The following is a 15,877-nucleotide window of genomic DNA, read 5'->3' as shown; positions in this document are numbered from 1 at the left end:
GGGGCTAGAGCGTCGCCTCGATCTCGCGCGCGGCTTTCGCCGGGTCACCGGCCTTGCTGATCGGGCGACCGATTACGAGGACGCTCGCGCCATCGTCGCGCGCCTGGCGGGGCGTGACGACGCGCTTCTGGTCGCCGGTGGGTGCGCCGGTCGGGCGCAGGCCGGGGACGACGAAGAAGCCGTCCCGCCACTGTTTGTGAACCGCCTTCACCTCCTGCCCGGAACATACGACGCCGTCGAGCCCGGCCGCCTCGGCCAGTTCCGCCAACCGCATGACCTGATCGTGGGGCGCTCCGTTCACGCCGGTGCGCGCGAGATCGCGCTCGTCGAGGCTGGTGAGCATCGTGACCGCTACGACCTTGGTGTTCTCGCCCGCCGCGGCCTTCGCATCCTCCATCATCGCGCGCCCGCCGCTGGCGTGAACGGTGACGATCGCGGGCTCCAGCACATGGAGCGCCTGCATCGCCCCGGCGACGGTATTGGGGATGTCGTGCAGCTTCAGGTCGAGAAAGACCGGTAGGCCGAGCTGCGCGATCTCGTGCACGCCATGATGTCCGTGGGCGCAGAAGAATTCGAGCCCCAGCTTGACCCCGCCGATATGCCCGCGAACCTTTTGCAGCAGGTCCTTCGCCGCATCGATGCGCGGCAGGTCGAGCGCGAGATAGATGGGGTTGCTCACCGGCGTTCGCTCTCGTCCGGTTCGGCCTTGGGAGAAGCCGGGGCGAGGTGGTTCTCGCGGTAGTCGGTATCCTCCCTCGCTACCGTGGTCGCAGTCGCGGGCGGGGGCACGGTGACCGGGTGGGGAGTGGGCGTCGCGACGGGCGCGGCGGTAGCGGTATTGGTCCGCGCCGCCGTTTCCAGCGAGTTGATCTTGCGTTGCAGGCTCCACCTGATCCCGCGCGACCACAGCCAGGTCGGCACCAGCCCGAGCAGGAAGGAGACGACGACCAGCGCAGGGATCTTGGTCTGGAGGATCAGATCCTCCCAGATGACCACATCGACCTCGCGCCAGTTGAAGAACGAAAATGCCAGCAATGCGAACAGGATCAGAACCCAGACGATGGTGCGAACGATCTGCATGGTCGATTTCCTTTGCGCGTGGCACCCGATGCTAGGGCGGGGGTGCCTCTTCGTCTAGCCGAAGACCCGGTCGAAGATCGTATCGACGTGCTTGAAATGGTATTCGAGGTCGAACTTCTCTTCCAGTTCCTCTTCCGAAAGCGCGGCGCGCACCTCCTCGTCGTTCTTGAGCAGGTCGAGCAGCGACAGCTCGCCATTGCTGGCCCACACCTTCATCGCGTTGCGCTGTACCAGAGCATAGGCATCCTCGCGGCTGACACCCGCCTGCGTCAGCGCCAGCAGCACGCGCTGCGAATGGATGAGGCCGCCCATCCGGTCCATGTTTGCCTGCATCCGATCGGGATAGACCAGCAGCTTCTCGACCACACCGGTCAGCCGGGCGAGCGCGAAGTCGAGCGTGATCGTCGCGTCCGGCCCGATGAAGCGCTCCACGCTGGAATGGCTGATGTCGCGCTCGTGCCACAGGGCGACGTTTTCCAGTGCGGGGAGGGCGTAGGCGCGGATCATGCGCGCCTGCCCGGTCAGGTTCTCGGTCAGGATCGGATTGCGCTTGTGCGGCATCGCGCTCGACCCCTTCTGCCCGGGACTGAAATACTCCTCCGCCTCCAGCACTTCGGTGCGCTGGAGGTGGCGGATTTCCACCGCCAGCCGCTCGATCGAGCCCGCGATCACCGCCAGCGTGGCGAAATACATCGCATGCCGGTCGCGCGGGATGACCTGCGTGCTGACCGGTTCTGGGGCGAGGCCGAGGCGCTCCGCGACATGGTGCTCCACCTCGGGCGAGACGTTGGCGAAGGTGCCGACCGCGCCGCTGATCGCGCAGGTCGCAATCTCGGCCCGCGCGGCGACCAGCCGCTTGCGGCAGCGGGCGAATTCGGCATGTGCCTGCGCCAGCTTGAGCCCGAAGGTGACGGGCTCTGCATGGATGCCATGGCTGCGCCCTATGGTGGGGGTGTATTTATGCTCCTGCGCCCGGGTGCGCAGCGCATCCAGCAGCCGGTCGAGATCGCCCAGCAGGATGTCGGAGGCGCGGGCGAGCTGAATGCTCAGCGTCGTGTCGAGCACGTCGGAGCTGGTCATGCCCTGGTGCATGTAGCGCGCCTCGTCGCCCACCTGATCGGCCACCCAGGTGAGGAAGGCGATGACATCGTGCTTGGTCACCGCCTCGATCGCGTCGATCGCGGCGACGTCGATCGCGGGCTCCGTCGCCCACCAGTCCCACAGCGCCCTGGCCGCGCTTTCGGGCACCACGCCCAGCTCGGCGAGCTTTTGCGTGGCGTGCGCCTCGATCTCGAACCAGATGCGGTACTTCGCCTCCGGCTCCCACAGGGCGGTCATTTCGGGGCGGGCGTAGCGGGGGACCATGCGTAAAACTCCATTGAACCGGCCTGTCGCGCCAGCCGCTAGGGCGCGGCCGGGCCGATGGCAAGCTTGGGGGGCGACCGGCGCGCCGATAGCATCGGCTATGGGGTATTCCCGCTTGGCAAGCGCGCCGGGCGGGTGATACCCCTATGGAGTGCGGGGTATCTCATCCGCTTTGGGGGTTGCAGGGGTATATATGAACAGGACGACGTATTTCGTGGCCGGCACGGTGCTGGCTTGCGTGGCGGCTCCGGCGGCGATCGCCGGGGAAGAGGTGCTGTACCGCCCGGCTCCGGACTGGGTCGAGGTGAAGACGCTGACGGCGAAGGATCTCGCCGACGGACCGCCGATCGTGAACGTGGAACAGCAGGTCCGGCTGGAAGGCGGCACCGTCTCCACCTACCGCGAGACCGCGCTGCGCCTCAATTCCCCGGAAATGATCACCAATGCGAGCACTCTGACCGCGAGCTGGATGCCCGACAAGGGCGATCTCATCATCCACGACGTGAAGCTGATCCGCGGCGACGAGATCGTCGACGTGATCGCGGGCGGGGCGAAGTTCGACGTGCTGCGGCGCGAGGCGCAGCTGGAGCGCCGGATCGTGGATGGTGCCCGCACCGCCACGCTGGTGCTGCCCGGCGCGCGCGTCGGCGACGTTCTGCGGTTCTCCTACAGCACCACGCAGAAGGATCAGGCGTTGGGCGAGAATGCCGAGTTCGTCTCTCCCCTTCCAACAGAGCCGGTCCCGATCGCGGACGGCCGCTTGATCATCTCCTGGCCGGAAGGAGAGGACGTCGACTGGATGCTGCGCGGCGCGGCTGGCGATCAGGCACCCGTGGCTCGCGATGGCTATCGTTTCCTGTCGGTGCCGCTGCCCTTGCCCAAGCCCGACGAGATGCCGTTCGATTCGCCCCTTCGCTATCGCCTGGGCGCGTTCGTGGAGGCGAGCACTTTCGCCGACTGGAAGCAGGTCTCGAGCGTGATGGCGCCGCACTACCTCGACAAGCTGTCCCTCGCCGCCGACGGCCCGATCATGGAGCAGGTGCGCGAGATCGAGGGGAAGACCTCCGATCCGCTGGAGCGTGCGGCGCTGGCAACGCAGCTGGTGCAGGACCGGATCAGCTATATGCTGAACGGCATGGACGGGGGCAATTACCTGCCCCAGGCCCCGGACGTTACCTGGCGCGAGCGGTATGGCGATTGCAAGGCGAAGTCGGTGCTGCTCGTCGCCATGCTGCGCGCGATGGACATCGACGCCGAGCTGGTCCTGGTGTCCACGATACAGGGCGACGCGATCCCAACGCTGCTGCCCACGCCGGGCAATTTCAACCACGTCATCGCCCATGCCGTGATCGGGGGTGAGGACTACTGGCTGGACGGCACGACCGCCGGGACGCGCCTCGCCAATGTGTCCGCCGTTCCCGCCTTCTCCTACGGCCTGCCCCTGCGCGCCGGGGGTGCGGATCTGATCGAGCTGGAGGCGCGCGTCCCACCGGTTCCCGATGCGACTGCCAGGGTGACGCTCGACAGCCGGGCCGGGCCGAACCTGCCCACGCTGTTCGATATCGAGCTGGGCCTTTCGGGTGCGGCCGCGGGGCAGTTGCGCGTGGTCAACGACCAGATGGGCAAGGAGATCGTGGACAATGTCGCGAACGCCGCCGTGCGCAGTTACCTCGGGAATGCGCGGATCGTCGATCGCTCGCTCGAATTCGACGACGAGACCGGGCGCGGCACGCTTCGCGCGACCGGCGTGATCGATTCGCCGTGGTCTCGCCAGGAAGAGGTGTATCAGCTCGAGCCGCCGGGCCAGCCAGCCGCGTCCGTTTCGTTCGACGCCGATCGTGCGCGTGCCGCGTGGCGCGATATCCCGCTGGCGCTGGGCGCTCCGACTTACGAGACGGTCGATCTCAAGGTGCTGCTGCCCGACGGCGGGAAGGGTTTCACGATCGAGGGCGAGCCCGATATCGACCAGACGATTTCCGTCGTGGAGGTGGACTCCTCCGCCGCGATCACCGGGGACGTGTTCGAACTGAAGCAGAGCCTGCGCTCGACCGGGGGCGAGCTGGCGGTCGGGGACCTGGTTGGCGCGAAGCGCGATACGGCGGTCTTGCAGCGCAAGCTGCCGACCATTATCGCGCCTGCCGATCTCGCGCTGACCTGGACCGGTGCGAAACTCGATCCGGCGCGCATGAAACCGCTCGAGGACGCCTTCGCCAAGATCATCGCCAAAGCCGACGAGCGCGAGCTTGCCGGTGCCTATTACGGGCGGGCGGCGTTGCGTAGCTCGGTTTACGACTATTCCGGTGCGCGCGACGACCTGACCAAGGCGATCGAGGCGGAGGCCTCGGCCGACATGTATTCCGAACGGGCGGGCCTCGCCTATCGCATGGGCGATTTCGAAGCCAGCCTGGCGGATTACCAGCAGGCCGAAGCGCTGAATGCCGACGGATCGACCTATTGGTCGCAGGTCGATCTGCTCGGCCTGCTGGGTCGGCCGGAAGAGGGACTGACGCTGGCGGAAGATTACGCCGACATTGCCGAGAAAAACTCCGACGCGCGCAGCCTGATGGCGTCTGCGCTGATGTGGAACGGCCAGATAGAGGAGGGGCTCTCCATCCTCGCGTCCGAGGTGAAAAAGCGCCCCGGCGACCCGACCCTGCTCAACAGCGAATGCTGGCAGGGCGGCATCTGGAACGCGGCCGACGCGTCGCTGCTGAGCGTCTGCGACCAGGCGGTCGCCAAGTCGGACTGGTCGGCAGACAAGCTCGACAGCCGGGCGATGGTCCATTTCCGGCTGGGCGAAATGGAGGAGGCGCTGACCGACCTCGACGCCGTGCTCGCCAGTGCGCCCGAACTGGCGCAGTCGATGTTCCTGCGCGGTATCGTCCGCCTGCGGATGGGCGACAAGGGTGGCCGCAAGGACATCGAGCTGGCCCAACGCATTCAGCCGAGCGTGGCGCGGATCAACAAGGCCTACGGCATCGAGCCCTGATCGGACCGGGGGCGGGGCCGGACGCCGGTCAGATAAGCCCCTTGGCGCGGAGGCTGACATGGCCTTCGCGCCCGACGATCACATGATCGTGCACGGTCATGCCGAGCAGACGGCCGGCCTCCATGATCCTCTGCGTGATCTGGATGTCGGCCCGGCTCGGCTCCGGATTGCCGCTGGGATGGTTGTGGACCAGGATCATGGCCGTAGCCCCCAGGTCGAGCCCGCGGCGAATGACCTCGCGCGGGTGGATCGCCGCCTCGTCCACCGATCCATCGCCCACATGATGGTCGCGGATGAGCTGGTTACGCGCATTGAGATACAGCACGCGCACCCGCTCCACCGTCAGATTGCCCATGTCGATGGTGAGATAGTCGAGCAGCGCCTGCCAGCTGCTCAGGACCGGTCGCTGTTCCACTTGTGCGCGGGCCATGCGCCGCGCGGCAAGCGCCACGGCCTTGAGCGCGGCGGCGCTGGTCTCGCCCATGCCCTTGACCGCGGCGAGCGCAGCGGGATCGGCGTCGAGCGCGCCGGGAAGCGAGCCGAAATGCTCGATCAGGCGCTTGGCTAGCGGCTTGGTATCGCCTTGCCGGAAGGCGGCGAACAGCAGGTATTCGAGGACCTCGTAATCGGCCAGCGCCTCCGCTCCTCCGGTCAGCAGGCGGCGGCGGAGGCGTTCGCGATGCCCCGCGCCGCCATGGGCGGGGGGCGGGGTTTTCCCGGTTTCCTGGTTTCCGCTCAATTCGTCGCGCCCCCGCTGCAATGCGTGGGAGCGGCATGACGGCTGTCACGCGAGTGCGCAAGTGGAGCGAATTGAATGGCTTCGCGGGCACCGCTCCGGTTGACTCGGATTTACCCCCCTTCTAAGGGGGCGGCGCCCTCGGCGGGCAGCTCTCGCCTATGCCGCGCACCCCTTCTACACGGAAAGGAGCTTGGCATGAGCGATGAGAAGCCCGCACGGGAACCCATTGCCGAGGATGCGCGGATCGATGCGCTCGAGGCGCGGCTGAAGGCCGCACGCGAGCGGGAAGATGAGCGCAACCGGTCCAGGACGGATGATCCCGATGCGAGTTATCGCATGGGCAACCGGGTACTGGCCGATCTTCTTGGCGGGCTTCTCGGCGGTGCGCTGATCGGATACGGCTTCGACGCCTTGTTCGGGACGCTGCCCTGGGGTCTGTTGGTGGGGCTGTTCGCAGGAATAGTCGTGGCCTTCAGGAACGTTTTCCGGATCGCGAGCGGGCCCTCCGGCGGTTCTTCCCAGGAAGAACGGGACCAGGGGCACGATCGGGATCAGACGCGATAGGGAATAGCGCAAGTGGCGGCAGAACATGCCAAGGTCGACCCGATGCACCAGTTCGCGATCGAACCCCTGTTCGGTTCGCGGACGTGGGAGCTGGCCGGCTTCAACATCTCCTTCACCAACAGCGCGCTGTGGATGCTGATCGCGGCGATCGCGCTGGGCATCTTCGTCTATGGCGGCATGAAGCGTGAGCTGGTGCCCGGCCGCTGGCAGATGATGGTGGAAAGCTGCACCGGCTTCATCGAGGACCTGCTGCGCGCCAATATCGGCGAGGCGGGACGTAAATACGTCCCCTACATCTTCAGCCTGTTCATGTTCATCCTGTTCGCGAACCTGCTGGGCCTGGTGCCGCTGCCGCTGGCCATGGCGGGCATCCACCCGTTCACCTTCACCAGCCACTTCACGATCACCGGGATCCTCGCGATCATGAGCTTCCTGATCGTGCTGGTGGTCGGTTTCTGGAAGCACGGGTTCCACTTCTTCAGCCTGTTCATCCCGCACGGCACCCCGGTGCCGATGATCCCGCTGATCTTCCTGATCGAGCTGTTCAGCTTCATGATGCGGCCCTTCAGCCTCGGCCTGCGACTGTTCGTGGCAATGATGGCCGGGCACGTCCTGCTGGAAATCCTGGGCAGCTTCATCATCGACAGCACCAATGCGGGCGCGGGCTGGGGCCTTGCCATCGGCACGCCCAGCTTCCTGCTGATGCTGGCGATCTGCGCGCTGGAACTGCTGGTCGCTGCGATCCAGGCCTACGTCTTCGCACTGCTTTCCGCGCTCTATATCAACGACGCGGAAAACCTTCACTAAGCCTTTCAACCAACGTATTTTACCCAAAGGAGTTTTGTCATGGATATGGAAGCTGCCAAGCTGATCGGTGCCGGTCTCGCGGCCATCGGTGCGGGCCTCGCCTCGATCGGCGTGGGCAACGTGTTCGGTTCGTTCCTCGAGAGCGCGCTGCGCAACCCGGGTGCCGCCGACGGCCAGCAGGGCCGCCTGTTCATCGGCTTCGCCGCCGCCGAACTTCTCGGCCTGCTCGCGTTCCTTATCGCGATCATCCTGATCTTCGTCGCCTGATCGACGGATACGCACAGTGCCGGCCGGGTTCGCGCCCGGCCGGCGGTGCACCCATCCTAGACTTGCGATCGATCTGACCGGACCCGACCCATGCCCCAGATAGCCCAGCTGACCGAAACCTATTCCAGCCAGATATTCTGGCTGCTGGTGATTTTCGGCCTGGTTTTCTTCGTCGTCGGCCGGGGCATGGTGCCCAAGGTCGTGGCGACCGTCGCCCAGCGTGACGAGCAGATCTCGGCCGACCTGGCCGCCGCGCAGGCCGCGCGCGACAAGGCGGACGAGGAAGAGGAAGCCTGGCGTCAGCGCGAGAACGAAAATCGTGTGAAGGCGCAGGGCATCGTTGCCGAGGCCAAGGCCGAAGCCGCCGCCAAGAGCGAGAAGAAGCTCTCCGCGGCGCAGGGTCGGATCGACAAGAAGATCGCCGAGGCCGAAGAGCGGATCGCGCAGTCGCGCGATGCCGCAATGGCCGAGGTCGAAACCGTTGCGGCGGACGCTGCGCAGGACATCGTGCGCCGCCTCGCCGGTGTGGATGTCAGCGCGGGTGATGCCAACGCCGCCGTAAGGAAGGTCATGGCCCATGGCTGAGCCCACCACCGATCCATTCGTTCCTGAGAACCCCGCCGTGGCGGAGCAGGTTGCCGAAGGCCACATGGTCAAGGATGCGCCGCATGCCGAGCCGAGCGCGCTCGGCCTGACGCCCGGCGGGTGGGTCGGTGCCTCGATGCTCGTCCTGCTTCTGATCCTGATCTGGAAAGGCGGGCTCAGGCGATGACCGGCGGGCTCGATTCGCGCATCGCCGCCATTCGCGAACAGCTCGACGAAGCGAAGAAGCTGCGTGCCGAGGCTGAAGCGCTGCGCGACGAATACACGACCAAGATCGCCAATGCGGAGAAGGACGCCGAGGCGATGCTCGAGAATGCGCGGCACGAAGCCGACGCCCTGCTCGAGAAGGCCGAGGAAGACAGCAAGGCGCTGGTCGAGCGGCGCAAACGGATGGCGGACGAGAAGATCGCCGCCGCCGAGCGCGAAGCGGTCGAGGACGTGCGCAACCGCGCGGCGAGCGCCGCTGCTGCCGCGAGCCGGGGCCTGATCGCCGAGAAGCACGATGCGAGCGCCGACAGCCGCCTTGCCGACGAGCTGATCGCGGGCATCTAACCTTCCAATAGTAGAGATTGCAAAAGGCCCTGCTTCGGCGGGGCCTTTTCGTATGCGCGGCGTGTGCACCTCGCCGAACCCGCCGGTCCCGCTAGAACGCGTCCTTGGCAGCCCTCAGCGCGGCAAAGGTCTGCGCCGGTGTTTCCCCGCCCCAGCGTTTCCGCATGGCGGGCTCGTCGGCGCGCAGGAAGGGATTGGTGGCTAGCTCGCGCGACAGCACGGTGGGCACGGTCGGCTCGCCGTGCAGCCGCTTCGTATCGACCTCCGCCGCATAGACTGCCAGCGCCCGGTTGTCGGGATCGGCATGGCGCGCGAATTTCGCATTCGCCGCGGTGTATTCATGCGCGCAGTAGAGCGTGGTTTCGGGCGGCAGGGCCTTGATCCGTTCCAGCGCGGCCCAGAACTGCTCCGGCTCGCCCTCGAACATCCGCCCGCAGCCCAGCGCGAAGACGCTGTCGCCGACGAAGGCGATGGCGTCGTCGGCAAGGTGGTAGGCGATGTGGCCATTGGTGTGGCCGGACACGTCGATCACGCGCGCTTCGTGCGATCCCAGGGTCACGGTGTCGTCATGCCCCACAACGCTGTCGATAGGAGAGATCTTCTCGACCTCGGCGGGCGCGATCACCCGCGCGCCGGTCGCCTCCACAATAGCCTTGTTCCCGCCCGCGTGGTCGGGATGCCAGTGCGTGTTCCAGATCTCCGTGATGCGCCAGCCCTTGCTTTCGGCCTGATGCAGATATTCCGCGCCATCTGGCGTATCGATCGCCGCGGTCTCTCCGCTGGCGGGATCGTGGAGCAGGAACCCGTAATTGTCGGAGAGGCAGGGGAACTGGTGAATTTGGAGGTCGGCCATACCCTTCGATGTAGGAACGGAGGGTAGAGTAGGAAAGGCCCGCCGCTCCCGGGCAGGGAGGGCGGGCCTTTCTTGTTACCTTCAGGCGCCGACGGACGGCGCCTTGGGGTCTACTTAGTCGTCGGCCTTCTTGAGCGCTTCGCCCAGGATGTCGCCCAGCGACGCGCCGCTGTCGGACGAACCGAACTGCGCCACCGCCTGCTTCTCTTCGGCGATCTGGTAGGCCTTGATCGAGAAGTTCGGCTTCTTCGAGCGGTCGAACCCGGTGACCATGGCGTCGACCTTCTGGCCGGTCTGGAAGCGATCGGGACGCTGTTCGTCGCGGTCGCGGCCGAGGTCGGAACGCTTGATGAAGCCGGTCGCGCCGTCTTCGCCGACCTGCACTTCCAGTCCGCCGTCGCGCACTTCGAGAACCGTGACGGTCACGGTCTCGCCGCGGCGCAGCGTGCCTTCCATGCCCGATTCGGTCGGTGCACCCTTTTCGAGCTGCTTCATGCCGAGGCTGATGCGCTCCTTGTCGATGTCGACGTCGAGCACGATGGCCTCGACCTCTTCACCCTTGCGGTGCAGCGCCAGCGCGTCCTCGCCCGAGATGCCCCAGGCGATGTCGGACATGTGGACCATGCCGTCGACGTCGCCGGGCAGGCCGATGAACAGGCCGAACTCGGTGGCGTTCTTGACTTCGCCCTCGACCTTGGAGCCGACCGGGTGCGCCTCGGCGAACTCTTCCCACGGATTGCGCTGGGCCTGCTTGAGGCCGAGCGAGATGCGGCGCTTCTCGGAATCGACTTCCAGCACCATCACTTCGACTTCCTGGCTGGTCGAGACGATCTTGCCCGGATGGACGTTCTTCTTGGTCCAGCTCATTTCGGAAACGTGGACCAGGCCCTCGATCCCCGGCTCCAGCTCCACGAAGGCGCCGTATTCGGTGATGTTGGTGACGGTACCGGTCAGCTTCATGCCCACCGGGTACTTCTGGCTGACGCCTTCCCACGGATCGCTCTCGAGCTGCTTCATGCCCAGGCTGATGCGCTGGGTATCGGCATTGATGCGGATGATCTGCACCGTGGCGGTCTGGCCGATCTCGACCACTTCGCTGGGGTGGTTGATCCGCTTGTAGCTCATGTCGGTGACGTGGAGCAGGCCGTCGATGCCGCCCAGGTCCACGAACGCGCCGTAATCGGTGATGTTCTTGACCACGCCGTCGATCACCTGGCCCTCGGCCAGATCGCTGATGAGCTCGCTGCGCTGTTCGGCGCGCGTCTCTTCCAGCACGGCGCGGCGCGACACGACGATGTTGCCGCGGCGGCGATCCATCTTGAGGATCTGGAACGGCTGCGGCTGATCCATCAGCGGGGTGACGTCGCGCACGGGGCGGATGTCGACCTGGCTGCCGGGGAGGAAGGCCACGGCGCCGTCGAGGTCGACGGTGAAGCCGCCCTTGACGCGGCCGAAGATGCGGCCTTCGACGCGCTTGCCTTCGCCGAATTCGCTTTCCAGCTTGTCCCACGCGGCTTCGCGGCGGGCGCGGTCGCGCGACAGCATCGCTTCGCCGTCGGCGTTCTCGACGCGGTCGACATAGACTTCGACTTCGCTGCCGACCGTCAGACCGTGCTCGTCCTTGTTACGCTCGAATTCCTTGAGGTCGACGCGGCCTTCGCTCTTCAGGCCCACGTCGATCACGGCCATGCCGGCCTCGATCGCGGTGACGGTGCCCTTGACCACGCGGCCTTCGAAGCCGCCGTCGTCGACATTGCCGAGCTGTTCGTTGAGCAGCGCCTCGAAATCGGCGCGAGTGGGATTGGCTGCTGTTGCCATAATGGGGTTCAGTCCTGTTTCAGTCATTTCCGGCCACCGGTTTTACCGGGGTCTTGTGGCCAGACTCTCCGCCGGGCCGGATGCCGTGGCGAAGGCCCTCGGGCGCGCCACCCTGGCCGAAATGCGATGCGGCGGCGCGTGAGTGCGCCAGCGGCTAACGGGCATCGGTCAGGAAAGCGTCCGTCGGACGGGCGCGCACATAGGCAAAACGGGCCGATTTGGCAAGCGGAAAGGTAGCGCTGCTGGCTATCCGAATCCTACACGATGGAACACATGGAACAGTGCCTTGGGCGGGAAATCGAACCCGCCCAATGGCCCGGCAAGAGAGCGTTTGAAAAGGAGGGAGCACAAGACTGCATCGCCGATCCGCATAGTGGAAAGCGGAAGGGTAGGACAGGCGCGCCATATCGTTCCGCGCCGGTGGCCGCAAAGGGTCGGCTGGAGGCGAAAATGCCAGCGTTCACGATATTTTATCGACTGGCGATTAATCCGCGACCGACAGGAGACGAAGATGGTTACTGGGTGTCAAGGTTGTCGCGGGGAAGACCACGCGTTCGATATCGCGATGGCGTTCCAGCCCATCGTCGATTGCGAAACCGGTGCGCCTTTCGCGTACGAGGCGCTGGTTCGCGGGGCCGACGGGGCAAGCGCGCACAGCGTCCTCTCCCGCGTTCATGCCGACAACCGCTACGCCTTCGACCAGAAATGCCGCGTCGCCGCGATCGAAGGTGCGGTGGCCGCTGGCATTATGGACACGGATGCGAAGCTTTCGATCAATTTCCTGCCCAATGCGGTCTATTCGCCGCTTGCCTGTATCCAGCTGACGCTGAAGACCGCCCGCGCTTGCGGCTTCCCCACGGATCGGCTGATTTTCGAATTCACCGAGGACGAGCACATGGCCGACACCGACCATGTGAAGCTGATCATCGAGACGTACCAGAACATGGGCTTCGGTACCGCGATCGACGATTTCGGCGCGGGCTATGCGGGGCTGGGCCTGCTCGCGGGCATCCAGACCGACTACCTGAAGCTCGATATGGAACTGGTGCGCGGTATCGATGCCTCGCGCCCGCGCCGCCTGATCGTGGAAGGCGTGGTGCGCATGGCGCGCTCGCTGGGCATCGCGGTGATCGCCGAGGGGATCGAGACGGCCGCAGAATACGAGACGCTGCGGGTGCTGGGCGTGCGCTATCTGCAGGGCTATCACTTCGCCCGCCCGGGTTTTCGCGAATTGCCCGCGATCGGCCCTGTGGAAAGCTACGCCGCCGTCGCCTGACGGAACCGCGGGCGCAAGTCAGGTCAGCCGCGCCAATTGCCGGTCATGCGGGCGCGACAGGAACAGCAGGGCCGCCGCCGCGCCGACCAGGCACATCAGCATGTCCCACTGGGTATCCCACGGGTCGCCCTGCGTCCCGAGGAACTCGTCCGCGCCTTGGCCTAGTGCCATGGCCGCACCGAACTCTATCAGTTCGTAGGAGGCGCTGACCGCGAGGCAGCAGGCGAGCACGAGCACGGTGAGCAGGGTTCCGCGGCCCAGCGCGCTAAGGCGCAGCAGCAATTCGCGAAAGACGATGGCGGGGACGAAGCCCTGCATCAGGTGGCCGAACCGGTCGTAGGGATTGCGCGCGAGGCCCAGCGAGTCCTGCACCGCGAAACCTGCCGGAACGCGCGCGTAGGTGTAGGCTCCGCCGAGCATCAGGACGAGGCCGTGCAGGCCGATCAGCACCAGTGCTAGCGTCGTGAGCGGGAAGCGCCGCCGCGTGGTCCACAGGACCGGGAGCGCGATCAGCGCCGGCGCGACCTTCATCCACCATGTCGCCCGGTCGTAGGGCGCCCATCCGGACCAGATCAGCGCGACGGCCCATACCGCGGTGAGGAGCCACAATCGTCTGGACGAGGGGCCTCTCGCCGTCGTCACTCGCCGCGGATCGCGGTTTCGACCGCCTCGATGGTGAAGCGGATCGCCTGATCGCGGTCGAGCGCGGTGGTGTCGATCACCTGCGCGTCGGGCGCGGGGGCCAGCGGGGCGACGGCGCGGCTGCGGTCGCGCCGGTCGCGCGCCTCCAGATCGGCGACGATGTCCTCCAGCGAGACGTCCTGCCCGCGCCCGCGCATCTCGGCCCAGCGGCGCTCCGCGCGCGCCTGCGTGCTGGCGGTGATGAACAGCTTCACCTCGGCATCTGGCGCGATAACGGTGCCGATATCGCGCCCGTCGAGCACCGCGCCGCCTTCCTGCGTGGCGAAGCTGCGCTGGCGCTCGAACAGCGCCTGGCGAACGCCGGTATGGATCGAGACGCGGCTGGCGAGACCGCCGACCCGCTCGGTCCGCAATTCGGGGTCGGCCAGCAGCCCATCGGGGAAGCCGCACGCGGCCAGCGCGTCGCCCCCGTCGTCCGGGTTGCCACCTTCGAGGAAGACCTGCCAGCCCACCGCGCGGTAGAGCAGGCCGGTGTCGAGATGCGGCAGCCCGAAATGCGCGGCCAGTGCCTTGGCGATGGTGCCCTTGCCACTGGCGGTCGGTCCGTCGACGGCGATGATCATGCCTCGCGCTCCTGCCCCTTGCGCCCGGTGCGGATCGCCTTGACCAGGCCGTAGATCGCGATCGCGGCCCAGAAGCCCTCCAGCACCAGCGACGGCCAGTTGGTGTGGACCAGCAGCGATACGGTGAGCAGCGCCGCGCCTGCCAGATTGGTGCCGTGCAGCACGAACGGGTTCGGCTTCGGCTGCCAGGTCAGATAGGCATAGGCGGCGATGATGCAGGCCATCCCGGCAAAGCCGACGATCGTGTAGATGTCGAGGTTGGTCATGCCGATGCCTCGGCCAGCAGCGCCTCGAAACTCGGGAAGCTGGTTGCGATCGGGCGGGTGTCGTCCACCTCCACCCCTTGGCGGCTGGCAAGCCCCGCGACCGCCATGCTCATGGCGATGCGGTGGTCGAGATGGGTGGCGACGGGGCCGCCGCCGGGCAGAGGCTCGCCGCCGGTCCCCTCTATGACGAGGCCGTCCGGCGTTTCCTCCACCCGCGCGCCGATGGCCGCCAGCGCGGTGGCCATGGCGGTCAGGCGGTCGCTTTCCTTCACCCGCAGTTCCTCCAGCCCGGTGGTGCGGGTGGTGCCCCGCGCCAGCGCGGCGGCGACGAACAGCACGGGAAATTCGTCGATCATGCTGGGGGCGAGGGCGGGGTCGACCTCGATCCCCGTCAGCGCCGCGTGGCGCACGCGCAGGTCGGCGACCGGCTCCCCGCCGACGTCGCGCCGGTCGAGCTCCTCGATATCGGCTCCCATCTCGCGCAGGACCGCGATCAGGCCGGCGCGCGTGGGATTGAGGCCGACATTTTCGATCGTCAGGTCGCTTCCCTCGACCAGCGTCGCGGCGACGATGAAGAACGCGGCGGAGGAGGGGTCGCCCGGCACCTCGATCGTCTGCGGTGAAAGATCCGCTTCTCCGGTCAGCCGGATCGTGCGCTCGCCCCCCGTTTCCTCGACCTCGATCGCCGCGCCGAAGCCTTTCAGCATCCGCTCGGTGTGGTCGCGCGTCGGCACCGGCTCGATCACGCCGGTGATACCCGGCGTGTTGAGCCCTGCGAGCAGCACCGCACTCTTCACCTGCGCCGATGCGACGGGCAGGCGGTATTCGATCGGGATGGCGGGGGTCATGCCCTCCATCGTCAGAGGCAGCGTTCCGCCGGGCGCGCCGTGGAACTGCGCACCCATGCGCGAAAGCGGCTCTATCACGCGGTTCATCGGTCGCTTCGACAGGCTGGCATCGCCGGTGAAAGTCGCGGTAATGCCGTGGCTGGCGATCAGGCCCATCAGCAGCCGGGTCGACGTCCCGCTATTGCCCATCTCGATCGCGGTGCGCGGTTGCAGCAGGCCGCCGACGCCCACGCCGCGGATCGACCAGGTGCCGTCCTCACCGCGCTCCACCTGCGCGCCCATGGCACGCAGCGCGGCGGCGGTGGCGAGCACGTCCTCCCCCTCCAGCAGGCCGGTCACGCGCGTCTCTCCGATCGCGAGCGCCCCGAACATCAGCGAGCGGTGGCTGATCGACTTGTCGCCCGGCACGCGGATGCGCCCGGTCAGCGGATTGGAAGGGGCGAAGCGGCGGGGCAGGGGGGCGGCGTGCATGGCGCGCGGCTTTGACACCGCAGGGGCCGCGTGGCAAGGCGCGCGCCACGCTTGATTCGGGGCGCCTGCGCCTCCACATCGAACCCGTATTCGAATTCAATTGCACGAGGGGCG

The 15,877-nt window shown here is 66.8% G+C and carries 18 protein-coding genes; 8 read left to right on the top strand and 10 right to left on the bottom strand.

All coding sequences use genetic code 11. The features are described from left to right. Positions 1–4: 4 nt before the first annotated feature. The 3 genes from pyrF to purB are packed head-to-tail and all read right to left on the bottom strand — an operon-like array spanning position 5 to position 2,445. Complete coding sequence (gene pyrF, locus F7D01_RS00985; RefSeq protein WP_215228429.1) at positions 5–679, bottom strand: orotidine-5'-phosphate decarboxylase; 675 nt, start codon at positions 677–679, stop codon at positions 5–7. Then, positions 676–1,080 (bottom strand): LapA family protein, encoded by a 405-nt coding sequence (locus tag F7D01_RS00980; RefSeq protein WP_215228428.1) that lies wholly within the window; start codon positions 1,078–1,080, stop codon positions 676–678. Before F7D01_RS00980 ends, pyrF begins: the two co-directional genes overlap by 4 nt. Positions 1,081–1,134: 54 nt before the next feature. After that, positions 1,135–2,445 (bottom strand): adenylosuccinate lyase, encoded by a 1,311-nt coding sequence (gene purB, locus F7D01_RS00975; RefSeq protein WP_215228427.1) that lies wholly within the window; start codon positions 2,443–2,445, stop codon positions 1,135–1,137. A 193-nt stretch (positions 2,446–2,638) separates the two neighbouring features. On the opposite strand from purB, the gene F7D01_RS00970 reads away from it, so the two are divergent. Beyond that, a complete protein-coding gene (locus F7D01_RS00970) occupies positions 2,639–5,434 on the top strand; it encodes a DUF3857 domain-containing protein (protein ID WP_215228426.1) in 2,796 nt (931 codons plus the stop codon). A gap of 28 nt (positions 5,435–5,462) precedes the next feature. Here the strand turns inward: F7D01_RS00970 and radC are convergent, their stop codons facing one another. After that, positions 5,463–6,173 (bottom strand): DNA repair protein RadC, encoded by a 711-nt coding sequence (gene radC, locus F7D01_RS00965; protein WP_215228425.1) that lies wholly within the window; start codon positions 6,171–6,173, stop codon positions 5,463–5,465. 195 nt (positions 6,174–6,368) lie between these two features. Here radC and F7D01_RS00960 point away from each other — a divergent pair, with 195 nt between their 5' ends. The 6 genes from F7D01_RS00960 (at position 6,369) to F7D01_RS00940 (ending at position 8,966) form a co-directional block, all read left to right on the top strand. Continuing rightward, positions 6,369–6,737 (top strand): AtpZ/AtpI family protein, encoded by a 369-nt coding sequence (locus tag F7D01_RS00960; RefSeq protein WP_215228424.1) that lies wholly within the window; start codon positions 6,369–6,371, stop codon positions 6,735–6,737. Positions 6,738–6,749: 12 nt separating this feature from the next. Continuing rightward, positions 6,750–7,544: a F0F1 ATP synthase subunit A gene (locus F7D01_RS00955; protein ID WP_255750116.1), complete on the top strand. Its 795-nt coding sequence runs from the start codon at positions 6,750–6,752 to the stop codon at positions 7,542–7,544. A gap of 39 nt (positions 7,545–7,583) precedes the next feature. After that, a complete protein-coding gene (locus tag F7D01_RS00950; RefSeq protein ID WP_215228423.1) occupies positions 7,584–7,811 on the top strand; it encodes a F0F1 ATP synthase subunit C in 228 nt (75 codons plus the stop codon). A gap of 90 nt (positions 7,812–7,901) precedes the next feature. Then, positions 7,902–8,396, top strand: a complete 495-nt coding sequence (locus tag F7D01_RS00945; RefSeq protein ID WP_215228422.1) for an ATPase — start codon at positions 7,902–7,904, stop codon at positions 8,394–8,396. Further along, positions 8,389–8,583, top strand: coding sequence for a hypothetical protein (locus F7D01_RS15445; RefSeq protein ID WP_371819623.1), 195 nt, complete (start codon positions 8,389–8,391; stop codon positions 8,581–8,583). Before F7D01_RS00945 ends, F7D01_RS15445 begins: the two co-directional genes overlap by 8 nt. Then, the gene (locus F7D01_RS00940; RefSeq protein WP_371819622.1) at positions 8,580–8,966 is read left to right on the top strand and encodes a hypothetical protein; all 387 of its coding nucleotides are present in this window, start codon (positions 8,580–8,582) and stop codon (positions 8,964–8,966) included. The genes F7D01_RS15445 and F7D01_RS00940 overlap by 4 nt, the downstream gene beginning before the upstream one ends. Before the next feature lie 91 nt (positions 8,967–9,057). On the opposite strand, the gene gloB is transcribed toward F7D01_RS00940, so the two are convergent. Next, on the bottom strand, positions 9,058–9,819 hold the full coding sequence (gene gloB, locus F7D01_RS00935; protein WP_215228421.1) for a hydroxyacylglutathione hydrolase: 762 nt from the start codon (positions 9,817–9,819) through the stop codon (positions 9,058–9,060). A 114-nt stretch (positions 9,820–9,933) separates the two neighbouring features. After that, on the bottom strand, positions 9,934–11,637 hold the full coding sequence (gene rpsA / locus F7D01_RS00930; RefSeq protein WP_215228420.1) for a 30S ribosomal protein S1: 1,704 nt from the start codon (positions 11,635–11,637) through the stop codon (positions 9,934–9,936). 565 nt (positions 11,638–12,202) lie between these two features. Between rpsA and F7D01_RS00925 the strand changes: the two genes are divergently transcribed. Continuing rightward, positions 12,203–12,913, top strand: a complete 711-nt coding sequence (locus F7D01_RS00925) for an EAL domain-containing protein (protein ID WP_215228419.1) — start codon at positions 12,203–12,205, stop codon at positions 12,911–12,913. A gap of 18 nt (positions 12,914–12,931) precedes the next feature. Here the strand turns inward: F7D01_RS00925 and F7D01_RS00920 are convergent, their stop codons facing one another. From F7D01_RS00920 to aroA, 4 genes are read right to left on the bottom strand one after another with little or no spacing between them, the layout of a single operon-like run. After that, positions 12,932–13,555: a DUF2238 domain-containing protein gene (locus F7D01_RS00920; RefSeq protein ID WP_251566961.1), complete on the bottom strand. Its 624-nt coding sequence runs from the start codon at positions 13,553–13,555 to the stop codon at positions 12,932–12,934. Next, positions 13,552–14,178, bottom strand: a complete 627-nt coding sequence (locus F7D01_RS00915; RefSeq protein ID WP_215228418.1) for a d(CMP) kinase — start codon at positions 14,176–14,178, stop codon at positions 13,552–13,554. Before F7D01_RS00915 ends, F7D01_RS00920 begins: the two co-directional genes overlap by 4 nt. Next, on the bottom strand, positions 14,175–14,444 hold the full coding sequence (locus F7D01_RS00910; protein ID WP_215228417.1) for a permease: 270 nt from the start codon (positions 14,442–14,444) through the stop codon (positions 14,175–14,177). Before F7D01_RS00910 ends, F7D01_RS00915 begins: the two co-directional genes overlap by 4 nt. Then, positions 14,441–15,763: a 3-phosphoshikimate 1-carboxyvinyltransferase gene (gene aroA, locus F7D01_RS00905; RefSeq protein ID WP_215228416.1), complete on the bottom strand. Its 1,323-nt coding sequence runs from the start codon at positions 15,761–15,763 to the stop codon at positions 14,441–14,443. The genes F7D01_RS00910 and aroA overlap by 4 nt, the downstream gene beginning before the upstream one ends. Between the last annotated feature and the right edge of the window lie 114 nt (positions 15,764–15,877).

The sequence above is a fragment of the Erythrobacter sp. 3-20A1M genome (assembly GCF_018636735.1).
In the GTDB taxonomy this organism is placed as follows: Bacteria; Pseudomonadota; Alphaproteobacteria; order Sphingomonadales; family Sphingomonadaceae; genus Alteriqipengyuania.
Note: the sequence above shows the minus strand (reverse complement) of the source record. Positions and strands in the feature narration are given on the sequence as shown.

Excerpts from the sequence above, each read along its gene's own strand:
- F7D01_RS00980 (WP_215228428.1), bottom strand. The coding sequence starts at position 1,080 with ATGCAGATCGTTCGCACCATCGTCTGGGTTCTGATCCTGTTCGCATTG.
- purB (WP_215228427.1), bottom strand. The coding sequence starts at position 2,445 with ATGGTCCCCCGCTACGCCCGCCCCGAAATGACCGCCCTGTGGGAGCCG.
- F7D01_RS00970 (WP_215228426.1), top strand. The coding sequence starts at position 2,639 with ATGAACAGGACGACGTATTTCGTGGCCGGCACGGTGCTGGCTTGCGTG.
- F7D01_RS00960 (WP_215228424.1), top strand. The coding sequence starts at position 6,369 with ATGAGCGATGAGAAGCCCGCACGGGAACCCATTGCCGAGGATGCGCGG.
- F7D01_RS00950 (WP_215228423.1), top strand. The coding sequence starts at position 7,584 with ATGGATATGGAAGCTGCCAAGCTGATCGGTGCCGGTCTCGCGGCCATC.
- F7D01_RS00945 (WP_215228422.1), top strand. The coding sequence starts at position 7,902 with ATGCCCCAGATAGCCCAGCTGACCGAAACCTATTCCAGCCAGATATTC.
- F7D01_RS15445 (WP_371819623.1), top strand. The coding sequence starts at position 8,389 with ATGGCTGAGCCCACCACCGATCCATTCGTTCCTGAGAACCCCGCCGTG.
- F7D01_RS00940 (WP_371819622.1), top strand. The coding sequence starts at position 8,580 with ATGACCGGCGGGCTCGATTCGCGCATCGCCGCCATTCGCGAACAGCTC.
- gloB (WP_215228421.1), bottom strand. The coding sequence starts at position 9,819 with ATGGCCGACCTCCAAATTCACCAGTTCCCCTGCCTCTCCGACAATTAC.
- rpsA (WP_215228420.1), bottom strand. The coding sequence starts at position 11,637 with ATGGCAACAGCAGCCAATCCCACTCGCGCCGATTTCGAGGCGCTGCTC.
- F7D01_RS00925 (WP_215228419.1), top strand. The coding sequence starts at position 12,203 with ATGGCGTTCCAGCCCATCGTCGATTGCGAAACCGGTGCGCCTTTCGCG.
- F7D01_RS00915 (WP_215228418.1), bottom strand. The coding sequence starts at position 14,178 with ATGATCATCGCCGTCGACGGACCGACCGCCAGTGGCAAGGGCACCATC.
- F7D01_RS00910 (WP_215228417.1), bottom strand. The coding sequence starts at position 14,444 with ATGACCAACCTCGACATCTACACGATCGTCGGCTTTGCCGGGATGGCC.
- aroA (WP_215228416.1), bottom strand. The coding sequence starts at position 15,763 with ATGCACGCCGCCCCCCTGCCCCGCCGCTTCGCCCCTTCCAATCCGCTG.